Below are 18,019 nucleotides of genomic sequence, written 5' to 3' on the forward strand. Positions count from 1 at the left end.
GATAAATTTAGTTTTGCTACACTTATGTAGCAAAGTAAACATTTTTGCCGCAACCAAACAAATCAAATTTGCAAACACCACTCCTTTTATGCCGCATAAAAACACCGCCATTACAACATATCAGCTACTTTTGTAGCCTTAACACAGCGCTCATGTCGCAAAAAAACAAACTTGGAACCAGGATTTTGGAACTCCGCAAAGGAAAGGGATGGTCGCAGACCGAACTGGCCGATGCCGTGGGGGTTTCCTACGCCCAGATCGGGCGTTATGAGACAAAAGATGCCCAGCCACCGGCGGAAGTCCTCAAGAACATTGCAGATGCCTTGGATACTACCGTGGACTTTTTACTTAACGGCAACAACTCCGACAGGGCATCCGCTGCACTCCAGGACGCGGAGCTGATCCGTTATTTTAAAGAGATAGAAAACATGCCGCAGGAAGATAAACAAGCGCTCGTAAGAGTCATCGCGGCATTTATCAGGGATACTAAAACTAAGCAGGCGTACGCTAAATAATTACAATCTTATCTCCTATGGCTATTGAAGCATTAAATAATATTCAAAATTGGGATATACAAAAAAAACTCACTTTCGCATACCTAACTTGCCAACGCCTTTTCCCAAACTATCGCGCTTTTCATTTACGATTTGGCTTTGGAGAACCGTCAGTCCTCTCTATTGCCATTAACTCCATCTATAATACTATTCTTAATGCTCCATTAGAAAAGAAGGAACTTATAAAGTTATTATCCGACATTGATTCCCAAGTACCACAGCCCGAAGATTTCGATACTGTCCTCGCCTCCTCTGCCCTAGACGCATGCACATCAATAGAGTCCACATTAGAGTTCATTAAATCGCCGAATGATCAGCTTATAAAAGACATCTCAACTATGGCAACTGACAGTGTAGACATGTATATACAGGAAAGCGACGACATGGATTATTCCGATAAGGATTTCGAACAAAAAATCACCAATCACCCTCTAATGCAGAAAGAACTAAAAATTCAAAACGGCATTGCATCATACTTAAACAAAATTGAAAAAGTGACTCCCGAAGACATAGATACTCTTCTACAACTACAGGACAATAACGGCAAAGGAAATCTTGAACTATAAGAAAACCGCAATAAGTATTGCGGTTTTCTTATAGTTAGAATACCATCTAAGGACCAGAAGAAGGAGATGAACCAGGTATATAGCTACTGGCATCCCATTTCTTCATTGGAGTTGCCGCACTTTTCAACGGACTCGCCGGAGCTACATTCTGGCTCCTCAAGGCTGCTTCACAACCAGCACAGATTGGCCGGCTCGCTGCAATGCTATTAACTTTCAAATTATTTTGACTTGCATAATCCAAAATAGTAGTCTCTGCATGCCCCTTCCCTTTCACTGCGATTTCATTAGAACGTAATACCCCTCGTTGAGCCGGACGTAACCGTTCCTCACTCGAACCGACCAAGTACTTTGTATTTCCAGCTCCATCAACAGCTTCGCCTACCGCCGTTGTTGTTCGCCTTTGAGTCGCCTCAGGTAATGCATTATGAATTGCTTGCGCACGTTGTTGCAAGTTCATTGCCGGCGCAGATTCTGCCGTTGACACGGAAAGTACTGGTAACTTACTCCCTGATTTTGACGATCCGGGCACAATTTTACCTCCGATATATGCCGTTGCTATATCTTCTACAAATTGGGGGCTTAATACATAATTACCGACATCCTTAGCCTGCTGAGAAATGGGAGTCGTAGTGTGATAGTAGTAATCTCGCTTTATCTGATCAGCATATCCTCCAAATTCTGCGGCAATATCTTCCCTAAAAGTCCCCCTTCCTACAGAACGGGTAACCTCTACACCACTATTCCATATACCGATTACAGAGTTTACTGCATTGATAGCTCCATTATTCAAAGCGGCTATGTAAGGAAAAGCATCTGTATGAGGATCGAACTTCTGAACATATGGCAACTCCTCCGCACCGTCCAAGTCTATCGCCATAATTGGTGTATTCCCTGCAAACTGATATGGCGTATAATGAGGATATGATTTTGTAAGTGGATCGACACTCAAAAACTTCGCCACCCTAGGATCATAAATACGGAACCCATAGTCCTGCTGCGAGCCTTCGATACCTTTAACCTCATTATCATTCTCCTTTCCGTTAAACCCATACCTACAGGCACGCACAACTTTTTTCCTATAGCGCAACCCGGCCTCCATGATACTGGCCGTCTCAAAGAACTACCCGCAAGATAATGGTTTATCCCTTACTACCTGATCGTATATTAACCCGCTTCACCTCCGCATCAAGTCCACCTCATCTCCACCTTATCTCCACCAACCTTATAGCCATCCTCCTCTGACCATAGGGCTTTCCGATGCTTTTAACCTACCCTTCATCTCTTAGGTAAAATACCATCAACTGCAACCCTTCTTTTTTTCAATTGAAAGAAAAAAACACACATCATCATGGGTAAGGCAGGTGGCCGGTTGCGGAGTGCCTGGCGCTGGTTACGCTGGCCACCTGCTTTATCCATGATGCGCCAAGACCTTTCCGCCGCTGGGTGATGAACTGGCGCCGCCGTTCGCGGCAGGACGGATCCGCTCGTCCGTTCCTGAGCTATCGCCATTCGCTGCATTCCCGCCACCCACCGCCATGCGGCGGCGAACACGGGAGCGGGAGGGCGAGCGAAGCGAGCACGGAGCTACCAGCAGGGCGCCGCCGCCGGCAGGTGGCGGACAAAATGGGCAGTGGAGGGATGCGCAGCGATAGCGGAGCAGACCGGGAACTGCCCGAACGGAGGGTAAAAGGGAGGGCGCACAGAAGAACACCGCCACCAGGGCAACCCGACCTTTTTCCCGCAGTGAGACCAATTTTCCTTTTCAGTGTGAAGGGAACAGAGTGAGTAAACAGGGCGCGGAGGGTTTTACCCAAGAAAGGAGCAGCTGCCTTCTAAGCAGCAGGCCATTGCATAAGGTACCGAGCGGATTCGAACCAGGACACTCAGAACCAGAACCTGAGTACCCTAAAATGGTTGTTGCCCGACCTGGATTTGAACCAAGACAAACAGAACCAAAATCTGTCGTACTTGCCGGCCACCCTCAGCTTGGGAAGCTGATGCTCCTGGTTGGGCGCCCAGAACGGGATCGGGCACCATGCAGAACAAGGAAGATACAACAATCCCTGCTGACGCAAGACATCCCCCAACACCCACGAAGGTAAAGCGGTCTCGCTCCGGCAAAAGGCAAGGGCCAGTTCCTCCCTGCCAGCGTTCCCCGAACTGCCCTTCCCTTTTGCCTGCGCTCGGGCTGCTCCCGGCCTGCTTCGCTATCGCTGCGCAGCCCTCCGCCGCCCACTTTGTCCGCCACCTGCCCGCCTTGCCGCCCTACGGTGGCTACGCGCGTACCGCGCTCCCGCCCCCGTGGCCGTCAAGGCATGGCGGTGAAGGTGGCGGGAGCGGCTGGATCGAAGCGGAAGACAGCGGAACGCTGGACAAGCTGCCGTGCATGACCTGCCGCGAACAGCCGCGGCAGAACAAAGCCCGGCGGCAGGATCGTCTTGGCGCATCATCAGGCGGTAAACAGGCTGGCTCCTTCTTTGCCGGGAGCGCCATGCACGCCTGTTTACCGCCTGATGATGAGGCTGCTTTCCGCTTACCGGAACTTGGGTCCCGATCCCTGACAGATTCGAACCTATGCCTAAAAGCCAATACGGATAAGGGTTTCATTTCCTAAAACCCAAAGACGCACGGATAACGCACAATCACGGTTCGACTCTCGCGCCCGATACGGCTCAGGGTTTTGTTCGAACCACCGGACGCGGGTTCGACTCCCGCCAGCTCCACATCCTTCACGATACTTTCAGCCGCTGGATAGACGCTTTCTCTAACCCCGTCAGTTCCATGATTTCCTTTACTGCATAACCTTTCGCCTTCATCTGACGGGCGATTTCACGGGCATTGTTCTTTTCCCCGATCTGTTTGCCTTCTTTCACACCCAACGCCTTTACCTCGTATTCCAGCATGTACTTGGTGCTTTGCTCCAGCTCCGCCAGTAAACCATCCTCCGCAAAACTGTAATACCCTTTGTCGCTGATGATGTAATGGTCCAGCACCGGCACTTTCAGCAGCCGGCCGCACTGGATCATCCTATCCGTCATTTCCCGGTCGGCAGCAGAGGGTTTCAGCATCCCGCTCGGGTGGTTATGTACCAGGATGATCTTTACACTGCGCTTCTGTAAAGCCAGGCTGTAGATTTCCATCGGTTCCGCAATCGTCCTGGTAACCGAACCCATGCTCACCAACTCGATCAGCAGGATCGTGTTGTCCGCCGCCAGCCCCAGCACCCACAGGTGTTCCCGGTTGCGGTCGATCTTCTGTTCCCGCCGCAGCAGCATCCGCATGATCTCATGCACGTCCTGCCGCGCCTCGATTTTTGTCTTCTTCAACTTACTCAACTTGATTTCCATTTTAGGGTTCGCTTTGAAGTTAACAATACAAAGGGTGAACTCCCCGTTCATTCTGTTCATTTTAACCCATCGGGTGATAAGCCGCTACCGCCGCTGCCAGCTCCCCTTCGCCTGTCTGCCGGTAACGCTCCGTGCTCGAAGGGTACTTGTGCCCGGCGAACGCCTGCACTACCGCCAACCCCTCGCCGGATTTCAGCTTACCCGCAATCACGCTCTGGCGGATACGCTGCGCGCTGGCCGGATAGTGCCGCAGCACATGCTTCACAATGTCATCCGCATGCATGGGATTTCCCCGCAAGCCCAGCAGCAGACGGTCGCAGGCCACGCCCTTCAGCAGCCGCGGGCGGATTTCACGGAGGTAGGCGTAAAGCAACAGCACCTGCGAAGCCTGCAAGGGAAGTACCCGCGCGTTGGTAGATACCGTGCCGGCAGTGGTCACCGTCCCGCTCTCCAGGTCGATATCCGTCACCCGCAGCGCGGCGATTTCCGCCGGTTTTAAGGCCTGGTACACCAAAAGGCCCACCAGCACCCGGTCGCGGTAATCCAGCGCCGCATAACGACCCTTTCGGCCGTTTGCCGGCAGTAACGCCTCCAGCTCCGCAGGCGATAGCAGATCCTGCAGCTGGATATCCCGACTGCGCACGTCCCGCAAACGGATCCTTTTTGCCGGGTTGTCCGTGCGCACACCACTGGCCACCAGCCAGCCGTAATAAGCCTTTACCGCACATAGCATCCCGTTCAGTGTCGAGGCGTTGCCGTAACGGCTGCGCAATACGCCCAGCCATTGCACCACATCGCCATAACCCGCACCGGCTGCACCAGGATACCCCGACAGGTAAGCCGCGATCTCCCGCCCGTAAGCTTCGGCAGTCGATGCCGCGTAACGGGATTGCAGGTAAGCAGTGAGCGTCATAAGCCTACGTTTTGCGGGTGTGCATAGATCTGTGTGGTGTCCGCATGACGGTGGCCTAAAAAGTCCCGCACCTGCTCCAGCGACATGCCCCGCGCCAACAGGTGGGTGGCGATGGAGTGGCGCAGCCGGTGCGGCGTTACTACCGTTTTCAGTTCCGCCCGCTTACCCAGCGCTTTGACCAGCCCGCAAAGACGATCTCCGGTCATCCCCTGAGAACGGCTACCGACCAGCAGCCGCGGTGATCCGCCCGGCACCCACACCGCCAGCCAGCGCAGGTAAGCCCCCAGGCTGGCCGATGCGCGGCTGGCCAGCGGCACCACTCTCCGGCGGGCGCCTTTGCCGCGCCGTACATACAGCACACCCCGCTCCGGCCATACGTCACCAGGTTCCAGCAGCACCGCCTCGCTGCGCCGAAGGCCACAGCTATAGAGCAGGTGCAGCGCCGCATGCTCCCGCTCATGGCGGGCGGCACCAAACAAGGCCGTCACCTCCGCCACCGATAGCGGGAGCCGCTGGCCACTACCCAGCCGCCGCAGTTGCAGCCCGCTCATCGGATGCGCCATCACCAGGCCAACCGCCTGCTGCCAGTCAAAGAACACCCGCAGGCTGTACAGGTAATGGTCCACCATCTTGCCGCTCAAGCCTCCCTCCCCACGCAGCGAAGGGCGCACCTGCAGATCCTCGTAAAAAGACAGGATGTCCGCCGGCATTACGTTTGCGGGCACCTGCTCCCGGTAGTCAAAAAATGCGCGCGTACAGCTCCACAGCATTTGCACACTCCCGCTGCTGTAGCCCACCGCGCACAGGTAGTCCTTAAAACCCGCGAGGGTTCCGGTTTGTAGCTGTTCCATAAATTTTCAGTTTAAAATCAGTTGAAGAGAAAAGAGGTTTTTCACCTCCGGGTAACAAACTTATCAGATAGCACTATGGCGTTTTGCCTATAGCTACGGCGTTTTTCTATATCTATGCCGTTTTAAAAACAGGGCCTTGAGCATTTTTCGCCGGACACCGGACGCCAGCCTTTTTTAGACCTTTTCCCGCGCCAGTGGCACATCCTGGCGTCCGGTCTGGCGTCCGGCCACTTCCGGACGCTGGCCATATTCAAGTGTTGCCAGTTGCGACTGCAGGTCGCTCTTTAACTGCTCCCGCAACAGCGCATAAGCATCCCAATATGCGATCCGGTAACGGAAGCCCCGGTTGATATGCCCGTACTGCTGCAGGTAACCCAGCTCCACCAGCCGCGACAGGTACAGGCATTGCTGCGATTTGCCCATCCGAAGGCGGTCACGGATATCGAAGCGCGTAAACTCACGCTCACGGCGATCCTCGCCAACAAAGGATTTCAGCTGCTCGTAGAACTGCCGCAGGCTCCCGTCCAGTTCGTCCACCTTCAGCACGATGCTGTCGAACATGATATCCACCGCCGCCGCCAGATCGCTCACCACTGCGATCACGCGCCCCTGCCCGTCGCGCTCCCGCTGGTGTTGATGCACGAGCGCCACCATCTTCACAAAGTTCAAAAACAGGTCGTTGAGCCGCCGCAGCTTGTGTGCCTGTTCAGGGAGACGCAGTTTCCCCGCAAAGGGGTTAACCACCCCCAGCGGTTCCAATACCCGCACCAGGTTGCGCACCTGCAGCTTGGCGCGCTCTTCCTCTCCATGACCCGTAACGCCCGCCGCTACCCGGTTTTGGTAAGCCAGTATCTTCCCCGTCTGCGCCGCACTCTCATCCACCGCGACCAAAAACACCCGGCTCATGTTGTCCTCGTAGATCTCCCCCGCGTCGTGCAGGCAAGACTCCCGATAGGGCCGCGCACTGTTTTCTGGCCGCTGGTGATCCGACCGTCATCCAACTTGATCGACGTCGCGCTGTTCAGCTCCCCGTTACTCTGCAGCTCGCGCAACGCGAACTCCGCTTCTTCGGAGAGGCCGTCGATATCTTCCAAACACAGCAACCGATTGACGAAGTAGGTCTCCGGGTAATTGTACAGCACCTTGTCGCTGACACGCGTCAGCCGGGTGACGGATTCCGGTGGCATGCAATCGCTGATCTGCCGCAGCAGCCGCGTCTTGCCGCTGCCACTCGATCCCTGTATCAGCGCATGCAACGGTTGGGCCATCTTATGGCTCAGCGCGATCAAGAGTAAAAACAGGCGCGGGTTTTCTTCTCCGATGATACCGGTATTGCCCAGCAAGTCATTGAGCCGGTTCAGCAGGTCAGGCGCCTGCAAAAACGATAGCGCCGCGTTGCGTTCCGCGGCTGTCAGCGGGTAGCTCGCTACCTGCGGCGCTGCTGCTTTTACCTGCTGGTCGCGGTAAGCGTCCAGCGCATCGGCCAGGCTCCGCAGCTCATCGGCGATAATAGTTGCATCCAAACCCAGCGCCACACTCACTTCCCGCGCCAGCCGTTCCACCTGCTTATCCTCGTACAGGTCCACCTTGTGCCGCCGCTTTTGGCCGCTACCCTTGTGCGCGATGGCCAGCGTCACCTTCAGGCTATCGCCGGTCTTGGGGATACCGCCCTGCACCGTGTACACCGCCGTGGCTGCCGTGTACCGCAGCCGCATGTCATCACGGCTATCCAGTACGCCGGCAGCCGGATGCGACGGCACAGGTAAAGGGATCGGGGGAGCGTATACAGTGGGTATTTCAGTTGCAGCAGGGATTGCAGGAGGATTTCCAGTTGAAGAAAAAAGGATTGCCGTTCGGCGATCAGGTGTTCCAATACCGCAGGATCATGACCCGCCGCAAGGCTCGCCAGGTCTTCGCCATCCGGCAGTGTCATCACAGACAGTGCAACACCGGGCACCTGGTCGCGCAGTTGCAAAGCGTACTTTTCGGTAGCGGCTTTGCCCGCTGCGTCGCCGTCGAAGGCCAGGATGATCTCCGTGAGGTTACCCAGGGAAGCTACCGCTTCCTGGTGCTCTGCAGTAAAGCCATTGGTGCCGTAGCAGGCCAGCACGCTGTACTCCTTGCGGATGGTTTCCAGTTGCAGCAGCACCGCCGCATCGATGATGGATTCCGTTAGGATCAGCCGGCGGGTGTCCGGCCGCGGGTAACATGGATAAAGGCCGGCGCGGTCTTTTAAGTAAAAATGCCGCTGGTCGTGGTCATTGGTGATAGATCGGAAGTAGAGGCCTTTGATGTCACCGGCCTTGCCGCGCAGCGCGAACACCACGCAACCCCGCCCGAACACTTTATACGCCTGACCGCCTTCGCGCACGTTCGTTCCCCAGGCGATCAGCAGGCCGGCGGACTCGCAGGCGGCCACTAGCTCGTCATCCTTGCGGCGGCCGTGGTGGAACTGGCCGCTGTTATACCCGACCTCGATCTGAGTCGCGTCCACCCCACGGCTGCGGATGTAATCCTGCGCCGGCTTGCTGTTATGTACCGCGTTCTTGAAGTAGGTGAACATGCGATTAAGGGTAGTTTCGCGGGGCTGGGCGGTCAGCGGTGCCGCCGCAGGAGCGCCGCCGATCAACTCCCGGCAGTAACGGATCGCCTCGCCCTTGCTCACCCCTTCCTTGTGCATCACAAAGTCGATCACGTCCAGCGCCTTGCCGTGCGTTTTGCAGTTCGAAGAGAAGCAATAGCACGTCTGCGTTTTGTAGTACACCTGCAGGCTCGGCGTCTTATCCGCGTGGAACGGGCAGTGCAGCCGGGCATGCTTGTCTGGTTTTAAACCGTAGTGCGAGAGCACCTGGGCGAGAGGAAGGCTTTGTTTGATTTCTGCGATATCCATCTGTGGATAAATTTTAGATTACTACCTATTGGTCGCAAATCTAACGCATCCATCTTTAATGAACAAGTTTTATTCGTTTTGATTAATACTTTTAGGTCAACTAAATTTGCAATACCCTACTAAAACAGGTCAGTTTAAATACGTTTCAGTATGACAATCGGTGCTCACATCATGCTCCTGCGCAAGCAGCAAAACCTGTCCCAGGCCGAACTCGGTAAACGCATCGGCACCTCCGGCGATATCATCGGAAGGTATGAACGCGACCTGATGATGCCCTCCATTGAGGTTATTATCAAAATTGCGGATGTGCTCGCCGTCTCTATCGACTACCTCGTAGGCAAAACAAATCTCGTCCTGGATCAGGCAACCCTTAAAAGACTGGAGGATATTAACGCCCTGCCCCCTGAGGCTAAAGAGTATGTACTCGGACATATTGATATGATGATCAGGGATTTTAAAAACAAAAAAGCATACGCTAAATAAAGTAAAACGCCGCCTCATTGGGCGGCGTCTATTACATTTATCTAAAAATTTTGATTTTACTTCTCGACATGATAAGCACGAAGAACTTCTAAAAGAGTGCCCTTAAAATTGTCCCCGTCAAACCTAATCATCTCCCTTTCTCCTTCAGAAAAAGTTACAAATACTGTATACTGACTATCCGCTCTTGCCCCATCCATCTTGATGACAACAACATTACCATCTTTCCTGATTAACTCGAAGCAAGCCAATAATTCCTCAATCGTTGGATTAGATTTTCTTAACACTGAAATTATATCATTCATTCTTAATTAATTTTTTAGCTATTTCTGAAACATCTGTCAATTTCCCCTTTGCCACTTCTGTGGCTACGTTCGACATCTCATCTTTCCCTACTGTAGACAAACCATGCTTTTTAGCAAAAGATTCGAATGCAGCGACCGCTGTACGCTTATTCCCATCGATAAACATATGCCCATGAGAAATCGAACGGAAAATTGCAGCACCTTGCTCTGCGGCAGTTTCATAGTACATAGCAGAATTTATTGCTGACATAGGCGTGGTGTTCAATATTACTCCACCTCCCTCCGTAGTCTTATTAATTGCAATAATTTCATTTGCGAAAGAAACATCATCAAACGGCTCTGCTAATCGCAATGCAGGACTCGACCCTTCTAACGCTTTTGAACCATACATTGCAAGCCTTGCCTCTTTACTCGCACCAGAAAGAGCCATTCTTGCCGCGCTCATTTCTGTCCGGGCTACATTATACGCTTGCTTCCCATATTTTGCGGCAATCTTCCAAGCTGCATTTAATGCTAAATCTCCAACAGCTGCTGTAACGGCCTCTCCTGCGCCATGAAGTATTCTAAACGAAGCTCCTCCTTGCGTTTCATAAAGTTGACGATACAATTGAGTCTCTTCCGCCTTCTGCTTCTGAATCTGCCTCTCCAAAGATGACCGCGTATCAGCCCGCACACTTGGCTGACGATGCACAGCTGATGCAACATGCGCATTGCCATGTATCATAACCATATTTACACGGCTAAGAACAGGAGGTCTATACGTATAAGTACCTGTTGTATTTTCCTCAGCACCATCAAGATCTGTTGCCCAAACAGGAGTATTCCCCGCAAATTGATAGGGCGTATAATAAGCATAATCTGAAGTTAGCGGATCCACACTTAGGAACTTCCCCACCCTCGGATCATAAATCCTCATCCCATAATCCTGCTGGCTTCCCTCGATGCCCTTAACTTCGTTATCATTCTCCTTTCCATTAAACCCATAACGATATCGCTTCCCAAGATAAGAATTTTCCCAATTTCTTCCCGGCATTATACTACCGAATGAATAATAATCCTGCATGCTCATCACAGTAGCCTTTCCTTCACTGGTTTTTGCTCCGGTCACCACGACCATCGTATTCCCTAGGTGGTTCGTTAATTCATACAAAGTATTGCCAGGCGCCTCATTCCAGGCAGTAGTGAGCGTTTGGGAGCTATTGACCCCCAACCGCCAGTAGCCCAGACGCGAACTACCGTACAAATGCTGCTCTTCCCATGTTACAACAGCCGTACCGTTGTCTGAATATAATGCCAGCAAATTACCCTGCGCATCCCTTACATACCAGGTCCGAACAGCAGGCCCGCCTAAGCTCACCTCCTTATAGACCCGATTCCCCGAAGGGTCATACTTATAACGGATATACCCATTATTTTTTTGAATTTCCTCGATTTTTCCGGTCACCGTCCAGGTAATATGCCTGATTCCCTCGCTGGAATCCTTCGTTAAATTTCCTATATCATCATATTCATAATTATCTACAGGCTGTGTCTTGAGATCCGTTGTATAATTGGCGTTAGCCGGCGCGGCATCTGTAATATGCCTCAATCGGTTTTGTGTCAGCTTTCCCCCAATTACCGGATATGCGTAAGTCAGATCATCCATCAATATACCGCCTGCATCATGTCCGTTTCGCTGAAAAGTCTTGATATTACCATTCGCATCATATGCAATATTCTCCCCATACTTTATGTCGGCAGCAAAATTCCCATTACCAATTCCTGCATGATGCCGCATCTGCGTCAGTCTGTTCAGTTGATCATAGCGATAAGTATAACCCACTGTTTCGGTGACCGTGCTTCCATTCGTACGCCCCATAGTAACACGGGCTATGTTGCCGTTAAAGAGCGACCTGCCGGTTCCTGGCGTTTCATTGTACGGCCAGGCTAGCGGAAAATCAGGCGCAGGGCCTGTTGGCGGACTGGAAACAGGAGCATAGTCACCGTTGAAGTAATCCAGTGAGTAATTAAAGACATCCGTAGCGAAGGTGGCGTTAATCCCCGCATGACCATCCTTGCCGATATCCACACCCTGTTTTTGGCCATTGATTGCTTTCAGCCATCCCTGCAAGGTATAGACAAAATCCAGTCCCTGGATGTTTCCACCCAATTGCGTCCGAGCCAACGGCCCGTGTTTATAATACTTGTAGTACGCATTCTGCCGGGAACTCGCAATCCCCCAATCATCAGCCGATGTTGTCTGAATACCTGTAATCGCTTCCGTTAACCGATTTTCAGCATCATACCGATATTGATATATGAACTTGTTCGCTGCATTATGCTTATATCGCACAAATAATACTTTTCCACTGGCCAGATCATAATTGTAATCTATCCGCTTGAAATGAAAATCTGGCAGTTTCATCAGCATGGATTTTACATTCCCTAATATATCATAACTGTAAATTGTAGCGACCGGACTAGCTGCCGGATGCTCATACAACAAACTCGCTGACACCCGCTTCCGGAGGTTCTCCTGTACCAGATTGGCTTGTACATCCTCCTGGTAAGCCCCTTGCCCTAACATCCCTGTCAGGCTTTCGTCGTACACATTGATAACATAATGTTTACGGGTAGCTTTATTGTTGTCGATGAATGCCCTCGCGAGGCTGTCACTCATGAAAGTAGTAGGCCATTCGGTGGGTGCGGCCTTCTCTCCTGCTTCGAGTACGCGCCCCTGGTTATCAAATTCCGTATAACTCATCCGCCCATCTTTCAGCTGCTGAGCATTACGCGAAGCAACCACCCTGCCGAGCAAATCGTACCACATATCACTTACGCCGGCATCCGGTGACTCCTGACGAAATACACCATTCAGCGATTGATAGGCATAGGTCGTATTCAAATGATGTACCGGAAAAATGCGGCTGTGCTTTGTTTCAGTAGTCGTATTGCCGACGGTGGTAGCTGTCCCAGTTCCGGGTACATTGAAACGACCCCAATGCTCCTGGGACGCCACACGCAAGCTGCTATCAACGCCCATGCAAGCCAGGCTAAACTGATAACTGATCTCCTGCGCCGACAACAACTTGTTATAACCGCGGATTTGTTTCAACAGGGAAATATCGTTCGGGAGCGTCAGCACATTATTCACATAGCCAATCTCCCATCCGCAGGACCCCGGCATAGTTCCAGTAGTTACGGCCGGACACAGCACTCCGTTTACATAGACCGCCAAGCTCCCACCGTCAAGCCCCATATTAGATCCCTGTAACACCAGGTGTAACCATGGCCTCAATACTTCACTTGTGAGTTTCACTTTAAAATGCCGCGACCTTTCGATTTCCACAGAATTGCTGCCAGCATTCCCAGATTTTAGCTTGTAGATATCCAGCTCCATATTATCGGTTCCAATGCAAGCGCTCAGAAAATATCCGTCGGTCCCGGTAGAAATTGCCAGTTGCCCGTGTGGCAACAGCGGACTATATAGCCACATTTCCAATGTCTTGGTACCTGCACTCAAGGCATTGCCCAAATAGGTTTTAGACAGGCTCAGGTCGGTAGCAGCAGGAGGACCGTTAAAAGTACAAGATTCAATATTCATTCCTGCAGCTTCCTCAGCCTGTGCGGCCTCCACGTCGGACAACGGAATAACCCCCTCCGGCGGAACCGTTCTGACAAGATTGCCCGCCTGATCATAATAATATAATGTGTAATGATATTCATTCTCGGTGTGTGTGATTGACAGCTTCCCGCCAGCCCCAGAACAGTCCCGGATATATTCTGCCCGGAATGCGCGTTTGACTTCCTCCATGTAAAGATCGTATGAGCTCATGCCATTGTAAGCGGCATGTTGCACCATAGAAAAAAGGCATTCATATGGATCTACCTGCGTAACGCCGAATGCCGGGATATTCACCAATTTACTGGTAACCGGGATGACATTGGAATCAAGGGATCGTTTCATCCTTGCATAATCCCAATATCCCAATGTAAAACCAAACCGATGGTTGAGGAAATTGGTAATGATTGTTTCGTAGTTTGGGTGCGTGGCAGCGAGATTGGTCAAGTTTTCGGCTGCCAGCGCAGTAAATCCTTGCTGCAATTCATCGCCAGTAATAAAACCTTTTCCTTGCCCGTTCAGGAACACAGGCAGGCTCACTTCTCTCGGGAGAAGGTAAGCGCATGCTCCACAACTGTTTACCAGTGCCGTCAATTCCGCTTCGTTTAAGGTCATGGCTGGCCCAAATTCATTGACCAGGTATTGGTAGAATGAAGGCCTGGGTGTCGGGAGGCCATTGTGCGCTTGTTGCAATTCCCTTACCCGGGAGCAGATTTCAGGGTTGGAATTTAGTATAACGGGCGGCGCCAATGGCATAGGCTTAGCATGCGGATAGGGCATGTCAATCAACCAGGGATTACAATCTGCTGACAGGTTTGTAATGGCAAGAACAGTCTTGATTACCTCCTTAAAGTCTTTTGGGGTTCCCGCCACCTGATCCGGATGCGTACTTGCCCCATTGGGATGTCGGATATCCACTCCCTTTTTACATAATTCTATCAGTTTGGTACGTAGCGTCACTTTCTTTACAGCCCAATCCGGTAAACCCGTGCCGCACTGCTCCAGCCGACTTATCCAAAGATCTGCCTGATCATCACAAACGGTGTTCATCTGCAATTGCATCTGAGCTACGCCTTCCTTTCTGATTTCATTCATCGTTTCAAGGCTAGGCACGGCGTAATCAACATTATTTAGCCTGGACTGCTTCGTTTTAAGCGCATCAGGGCAGCCGGTGGTAGTTGAGAAAGATTGTACAGCAGTCAATCCGTTATTAAATGCGTGGCATTCAACTACCCAAACCCCAGAAAAAGGCACTCGCTCCCCAGTAGACTCAAAAACAAATTCCACGCATGTATTTGAAAAATCTTTTACCTCAAATAGTGTTGCATTAGGATCACTACAAACCAAGCCTTCATATGGCGGAAATGAATAAACAGTGTACAAACTCGAAGTTCCCGTAGTATTGTATCTAAACTCTGTACCAGATCCTTCACTTACCTGGATAGTCGAGCAATTCATCGAGCATTTAAAAACCGTCGCATTTCTAAAGGTATACTGCACGCCTTGCAGTTCAACAGTGAAGCAATCATGCCATTCTTTCGTTTTTGTAATGCAAGTCGGCCCCGAAATATTATTTATTTGTGGCGTATAGGGATAGATTGCAATATCAAACGCGTTATTCTTGAAATTATACTCGCCAACTTTCTGTGTAGCGTAGAAACTCCCCGGATACAAGCAGTTGTTTGGCGGACACTGAATGAGCCAAACATTCTCCAAATATTCCTCAGGTGCATCGGCCTGAGACGATTTGATAAAAAGGCAATTATAGAAATTTATGGACGCAGGGTTTTGGCAATAATTTGCCGCTACTGGAGGAACGTCCTTACTACCTTCTACTGCAATATAACTCACTGATTGCCCATTCTCAACATTATCCCACATTCTATAACCCTTCCTTCGGCCGCTTGTACCTAGGTCCAGCGTAAATGAAACGCCGGAACAGGGAATTACGGTAGTGCCCCCGGAGCAAATCACATCTTTTACACCTAGCGTCGAAACATCAATATCCTTATGGATAATGATCATTTTCTCTGTATCATTCACAAGGAAAGTTGAAGCGGCAACCTGCTGTAGGGTTCCATATTCCTGTGGATAATAAAACTGAACGGTCATTGAGCGCGCAGCCCTGCCACCTTCATACCTTACCCTCACCGTTTGATTATTGCCGGTAACAGATACGGGAGTAAAAGTAAACGCCCCAGCCGGAGGACACCCTTCACCCACACCAACAGGTGTGCCTACAGTGCAAGCATCCCGGCAATAGGATGCGTTCCCATTACGCGCTGTTTGGTAATACTTCTGCTTCAACTCCATATAAGCCGCGACATACATCTTCCATTCACGATCGGGAATCCGGCAGGATGGTGAAGGGCTGCAATAATTCCAGTTGTTATCCTCCTCATTTACATTCGTAATCTCACCATTCTTGGAAACACAATACAACATGAAGTCGACGTACTTATTGATATTCTTAACCGTGTCGGTTACAAGACCTATAACACGGGATGAGTATTTATTCAAATCTTCCCGAAATGCGGTAAGGGAACTGTACCCAGGCGCCTGAGGAGCAAAGAACGGATCTCTGGCAGAGAGCCAAAGCGGATTGTCTTTATCCCACTGCGCACCGGCGCCCAGGACCACCGGAATATCGGTAGTGGAATTAATCATCGACTTTACGCGATCGTCCCATTTCAGGTAGGCAATATTATCCTCGCAGTACATAAGACCACATGCTTCCGGATGATATCCCTGAAACCGCTCTGCCCACTCCTGCCGCCAGCTATACACCAGATTCTTCAGTGTAAAGCTGGAGTCGTTTACAGACAACTTACCGCCATCCTGAAGTTGTACAATATTCTTTATGTAAGTTGTATCTGTTCGTGGAAGTGGGGGGAAAACTGTTCGCCAATACAAGTGCAACACGTTAACACTTTGTTCCAGCGCCAACGTATCCTTGTTGAACAACGCATATTGCCCATATGGGCTAACATCCCGCTGAAGCAATTCTTTCAGTTGTTTACAGGGGTCAACCGCGCATGTCGCCTGCGCCAGTTCACATGCGGCACTTAGTCTATTATATAGCGAATCAGTCCAGGCACTTACAACAGTTGTATCTGTAATATTAATAGCATTGAGTGCAAGTAACTTTTCCTTAACTTTAGATCTGAAATCCGCTTTTGTACCTAGTGTCCATTTGCAGGTTTTGCAATCGTCGAAGCAGCCTCCAAAATCTACCGCCCTTAATTCTTCAATGACAAAATCGAACTTCTTCCGCAATTTATTGGACGCAACCGTTACATATTGATCAACACGCTGCCGGATTTCGTCAGGTTTAAGCCGCGCTTGCATTTGAACATAATAGTTCCCCTTTCGTGTAAAATCGAAGGTTACATCTTTCTTTAAAGCAGCATTACTCCCCGAACATGCAGAATCCGGTGGTGCGCCAGCCATAACAACCGTGTCAGGTGTAAAATCCGAACAATCGCTGCTAACGGTCAATACGATCTCAAATCCGCAGGCGGTGCAAAACTGCTTATTACCTGTGTTAATCTGGCTGTATAGTCGTTCCATTTCCACAGAGAACTTTATTGGACCTGTTTCATTGGCAATATAGGTTTGCGCCGCGCTCAAAGTAAGTTTGCCCGGATCGTAGGTAAAATCCGCATTTTTAAACAGGGCTACAGTCACTGGTTTGGGCACAGGTCTTCCTGGCAATGGATCCAGGTTGGCGGGTTCACTGCCGCTCAAGGCCGTAGCAACTGTTTTTCCGGACAAATTCACATAGCTGACGGAAACCTGACCATTGGGATCAATCACCGTATTCTTTGTGTAATGTGAAGCGTCACCGGCATCGTTGCCAAACAACCGATATATTTCCTTTCTGGTTGGTTTGCTATAGAAATAACGGGTAGCGCGGGATGAATCATTCGTCGGGTCTTTTTTCGGCTGAAACATGGCCCCTACACCTCCCTGCGAAGCAATACGGCCGGTGTTGTCGTTTGTATAATAACGTAAACTGAAGGGGTATTTTCCTGCATCAGGAACCGCGCTATGATTATCAATTGCTTTGAAATCGTTTTGCATTGAATAGTATCTTGACGCACCGGCAGCATCCGACATCGGAGGAATAAGGTAATCACAACTTCTGTCTTCGGGCGCCACGTCCATCCAGCTATATGCCGTATTGTCCAGTTTTCGGTTTAACCGTGGATAAAAATTAAGCGTAGTCATCCCTGCCAATGGTGCGGGCAGCACCTCAACAGCCGGACGGCCGTACTGGTCATAGATTGTTGATTGTACAACCGCCTCCAGGCCATCCACACCGGCTACTGATGTGGAATTCTTCATGAGTGTAACTGACTGGCGATTTTTCAATGATTTATCGAAATAACTGACTACTTCTTTTCGCTTTCCTTCTTCCGCATATGCAGCAGAATATTGCCAGTTAAGTTCGGGATAGTGCCAAGTGTTCGACAACACAATCACGCCGCTGGTTGCGGCAGAAGCGCCTCC

13 protein-coding genes are annotated in these 18,019 nt (G+C 50.8%); 4 read left to right on the plus strand and 9 right to left on the minus strand.

Features of this window, described 5'->3' with window-relative positions:
• Positions 1–152: 152 nt before the first annotated feature.
• The gene (locus WJU16_RS00755; RefSeq protein ID WP_341836415.1) at positions 153–515 is read left to right on the plus strand and encodes a helix-turn-helix transcriptional regulator; all 363 of its coding nucleotides are present in this window, start codon (positions 153–155) and stop codon (positions 513–515) included.
• 17 nt (positions 516–532) lie between these two features.
• On the plus strand, positions 533–1,120 hold the full coding sequence (locus WJU16_RS00760; RefSeq protein WP_341836416.1) for a DUF416 family protein: 588 nt from the start codon (positions 533–535) through the stop codon (positions 1,118–1,120).
• 46 nt (positions 1,121–1,166) lie between these two features.
• On the opposite strand, the gene WJU16_RS00765 is transcribed toward WJU16_RS00760, so the two are convergent.
• The gene (locus WJU16_RS00765) at positions 1,167–2,207 is read right to left on the minus strand and encodes an RHS repeat-associated core domain-containing protein (protein ID WP_341836417.1); all 1,041 of its coding nucleotides are present in this window, start codon (positions 2,205–2,207) and stop codon (positions 1,167–1,169) included.
• Between the two features lie 359 nt (positions 2,208–2,566).
• Here WJU16_RS00765 and WJU16_RS00770 point away from each other — a divergent pair, with 359 nt between their 5' ends.
• Complete coding sequence (locus WJU16_RS00770) at positions 2,567–2,905, plus strand: hypothetical protein (protein ID WP_341836418.1); 339 nt, start codon at positions 2,567–2,569, stop codon at positions 2,903–2,905.
• A gap of 944 nt (positions 2,906–3,849) precedes the next feature.
• Here the strand turns inward: WJU16_RS00770 and WJU16_RS00775 are convergent.
• The 6 genes from WJU16_RS00775 to WJU16_RS00800 form a co-directional block, all read right to left on the minus strand.
• Positions 3,850–4,446, minus strand: a complete 597-nt coding sequence (locus tag WJU16_RS00775) for a JAB domain-containing protein (protein WP_341836419.1) — start codon at positions 4,444–4,446, stop codon at positions 3,850–3,852.
• Positions 4,447–4,528: 82 nt separating this feature from the next.
• Complete coding sequence (locus WJU16_RS00780; RefSeq protein WP_341836420.1) at positions 4,529–5,380, minus strand: tyrosine-type recombinase/integrase; 852 nt, start codon at positions 5,378–5,380, stop codon at positions 4,529–4,531.
• On the minus strand, positions 5,377–6,231 hold the full coding sequence (locus tag WJU16_RS00785) for a tyrosine-type recombinase/integrase (protein WP_341836421.1): 855 nt from the start codon (positions 6,229–6,231) through the stop codon (positions 5,377–5,379). Before WJU16_RS00785 ends, WJU16_RS00780 begins: the two co-directional genes overlap by 4 nt.
• Before the next feature lie 174 nt (positions 6,232–6,405).
• Positions 6,406–6,900 carry a hypothetical protein gene (locus WJU16_RS00790; protein ID WP_341836422.1) on the minus strand — a complete coding sequence of 165 codons (495 nt, stop codon included), beginning with the start codon at positions 6,898–6,900 and terminating at the stop codon, positions 6,406–6,408.
• A 233-nt stretch (positions 6,901–7,133) separates the two neighbouring features.
• Positions 7,134–7,946 carry a hypothetical protein gene (locus tag WJU16_RS00795; RefSeq protein WP_341836423.1) on the minus strand — a complete coding sequence of 271 codons (813 nt, stop codon included), beginning with the start codon at positions 7,944–7,946 and terminating at the stop codon, positions 7,134–7,136.
• Complete coding sequence (locus WJU16_RS00800; RefSeq protein ID WP_341836424.1) at positions 7,871–9,121, minus strand: CHC2 zinc finger domain-containing protein; 1,251 nt, start codon at positions 9,119–9,121, stop codon at positions 7,871–7,873. Before WJU16_RS00800 ends, WJU16_RS00795 begins: the two co-directional genes overlap by 76 nt.
• A 150-nt stretch (positions 9,122–9,271) precedes the next feature.
• Here WJU16_RS00800 and WJU16_RS00805 point away from each other — a divergent pair, with 150 nt between their 5' ends.
• On the plus strand, positions 9,272–9,604 hold the full coding sequence (locus WJU16_RS00805) for a helix-turn-helix transcriptional regulator (protein ID WP_341836425.1): 333 nt from the start codon (positions 9,272–9,274) through the stop codon (positions 9,602–9,604).
• A 56-nt stretch (positions 9,605–9,660) separates the two neighbouring features.
• On the opposite strand, the gene WJU16_RS00810 is transcribed toward WJU16_RS00805, so the two are convergent.
• The gene (locus WJU16_RS00810; RefSeq protein WP_341836426.1) at positions 9,661–9,906 is read right to left on the minus strand and encodes a hypothetical protein; all 246 of its coding nucleotides are present in this window, start codon (positions 9,904–9,906) and stop codon (positions 9,661–9,663) included.
• Complete coding sequence (locus tag WJU16_RS00815; RefSeq protein ID WP_341836427.1) at positions 9,899–17,992, minus strand: RHS repeat-associated core domain-containing protein; 8,094 nt, start codon at positions 17,990–17,992, stop codon at positions 9,899–9,901. Before WJU16_RS00815 ends, WJU16_RS00810 begins: the two co-directional genes overlap by 8 nt.
• Positions 17,993–18,019 lie beyond the last annotated feature (27 nt).

This window comes from Chitinophaga pollutisoli (genome assembly GCF_038396755.1).
In the GTDB taxonomy this organism is placed as follows: domain Bacteria; phylum Bacteroidota; class Bacteroidia; order Chitinophagales; family Chitinophagaceae; genus Chitinophaga; species Chitinophaga pollutisoli.

Bases quoted from the DNA above. Each gene is read 5' to 3' on its own strand.
- WJU16_RS00755 (WP_341836415.1), top strand. From the start codon at position 153: ATGTCGCAAAAAAACAAACTTGGAACCAGGATTTTGGAACTCCGCAAA.
- WJU16_RS00760 (WP_341836416.1), top strand. From the start codon at position 533: ATGGCTATTGAAGCATTAAATAATATTCAAAATTGGGATATACAAAAA.
- WJU16_RS00770 (WP_341836418.1), top strand. From the start codon at position 2,567: ATGAACTGGCGCCGCCGTTCGCGGCAGGACGGATCCGCTCGTCCGTTC.
- WJU16_RS00780 (WP_341836420.1), bottom strand. From the start codon at position 5,380: ATGACGCTCACTGCTTACCTGCAATCCCGTTACGCGGCATCGACTGCC.
- WJU16_RS00785 (WP_341836421.1), bottom strand. From the start codon at position 6,231: ATGGAACAGCTACAAACCGGAACCCTCGCGGGTTTTAAGGACTACCTG.
- WJU16_RS00795 (WP_341836423.1), bottom strand. From the start codon at position 7,946: ATGCGGCTGCGGTACACGGCAGCCACGGCGGTGTACACGGTGCAGGGC.
- WJU16_RS00800 (WP_341836424.1), bottom strand. From the start codon at position 9,121: ATGGATATCGCAGAAATCAAACAAAGCCTTCCTCTCGCCCAGGTGCTC.
- WJU16_RS00805 (WP_341836425.1), top strand. From the start codon at position 9,272: ATGACAATCGGTGCTCACATCATGCTCCTGCGCAAGCAGCAAAACCTG.
- WJU16_RS00810 (WP_341836426.1), bottom strand. From the start codon at position 9,906: ATGAATGATATAATTTCAGTGTTAAGAAAATCTAATCCAACGATTGAG.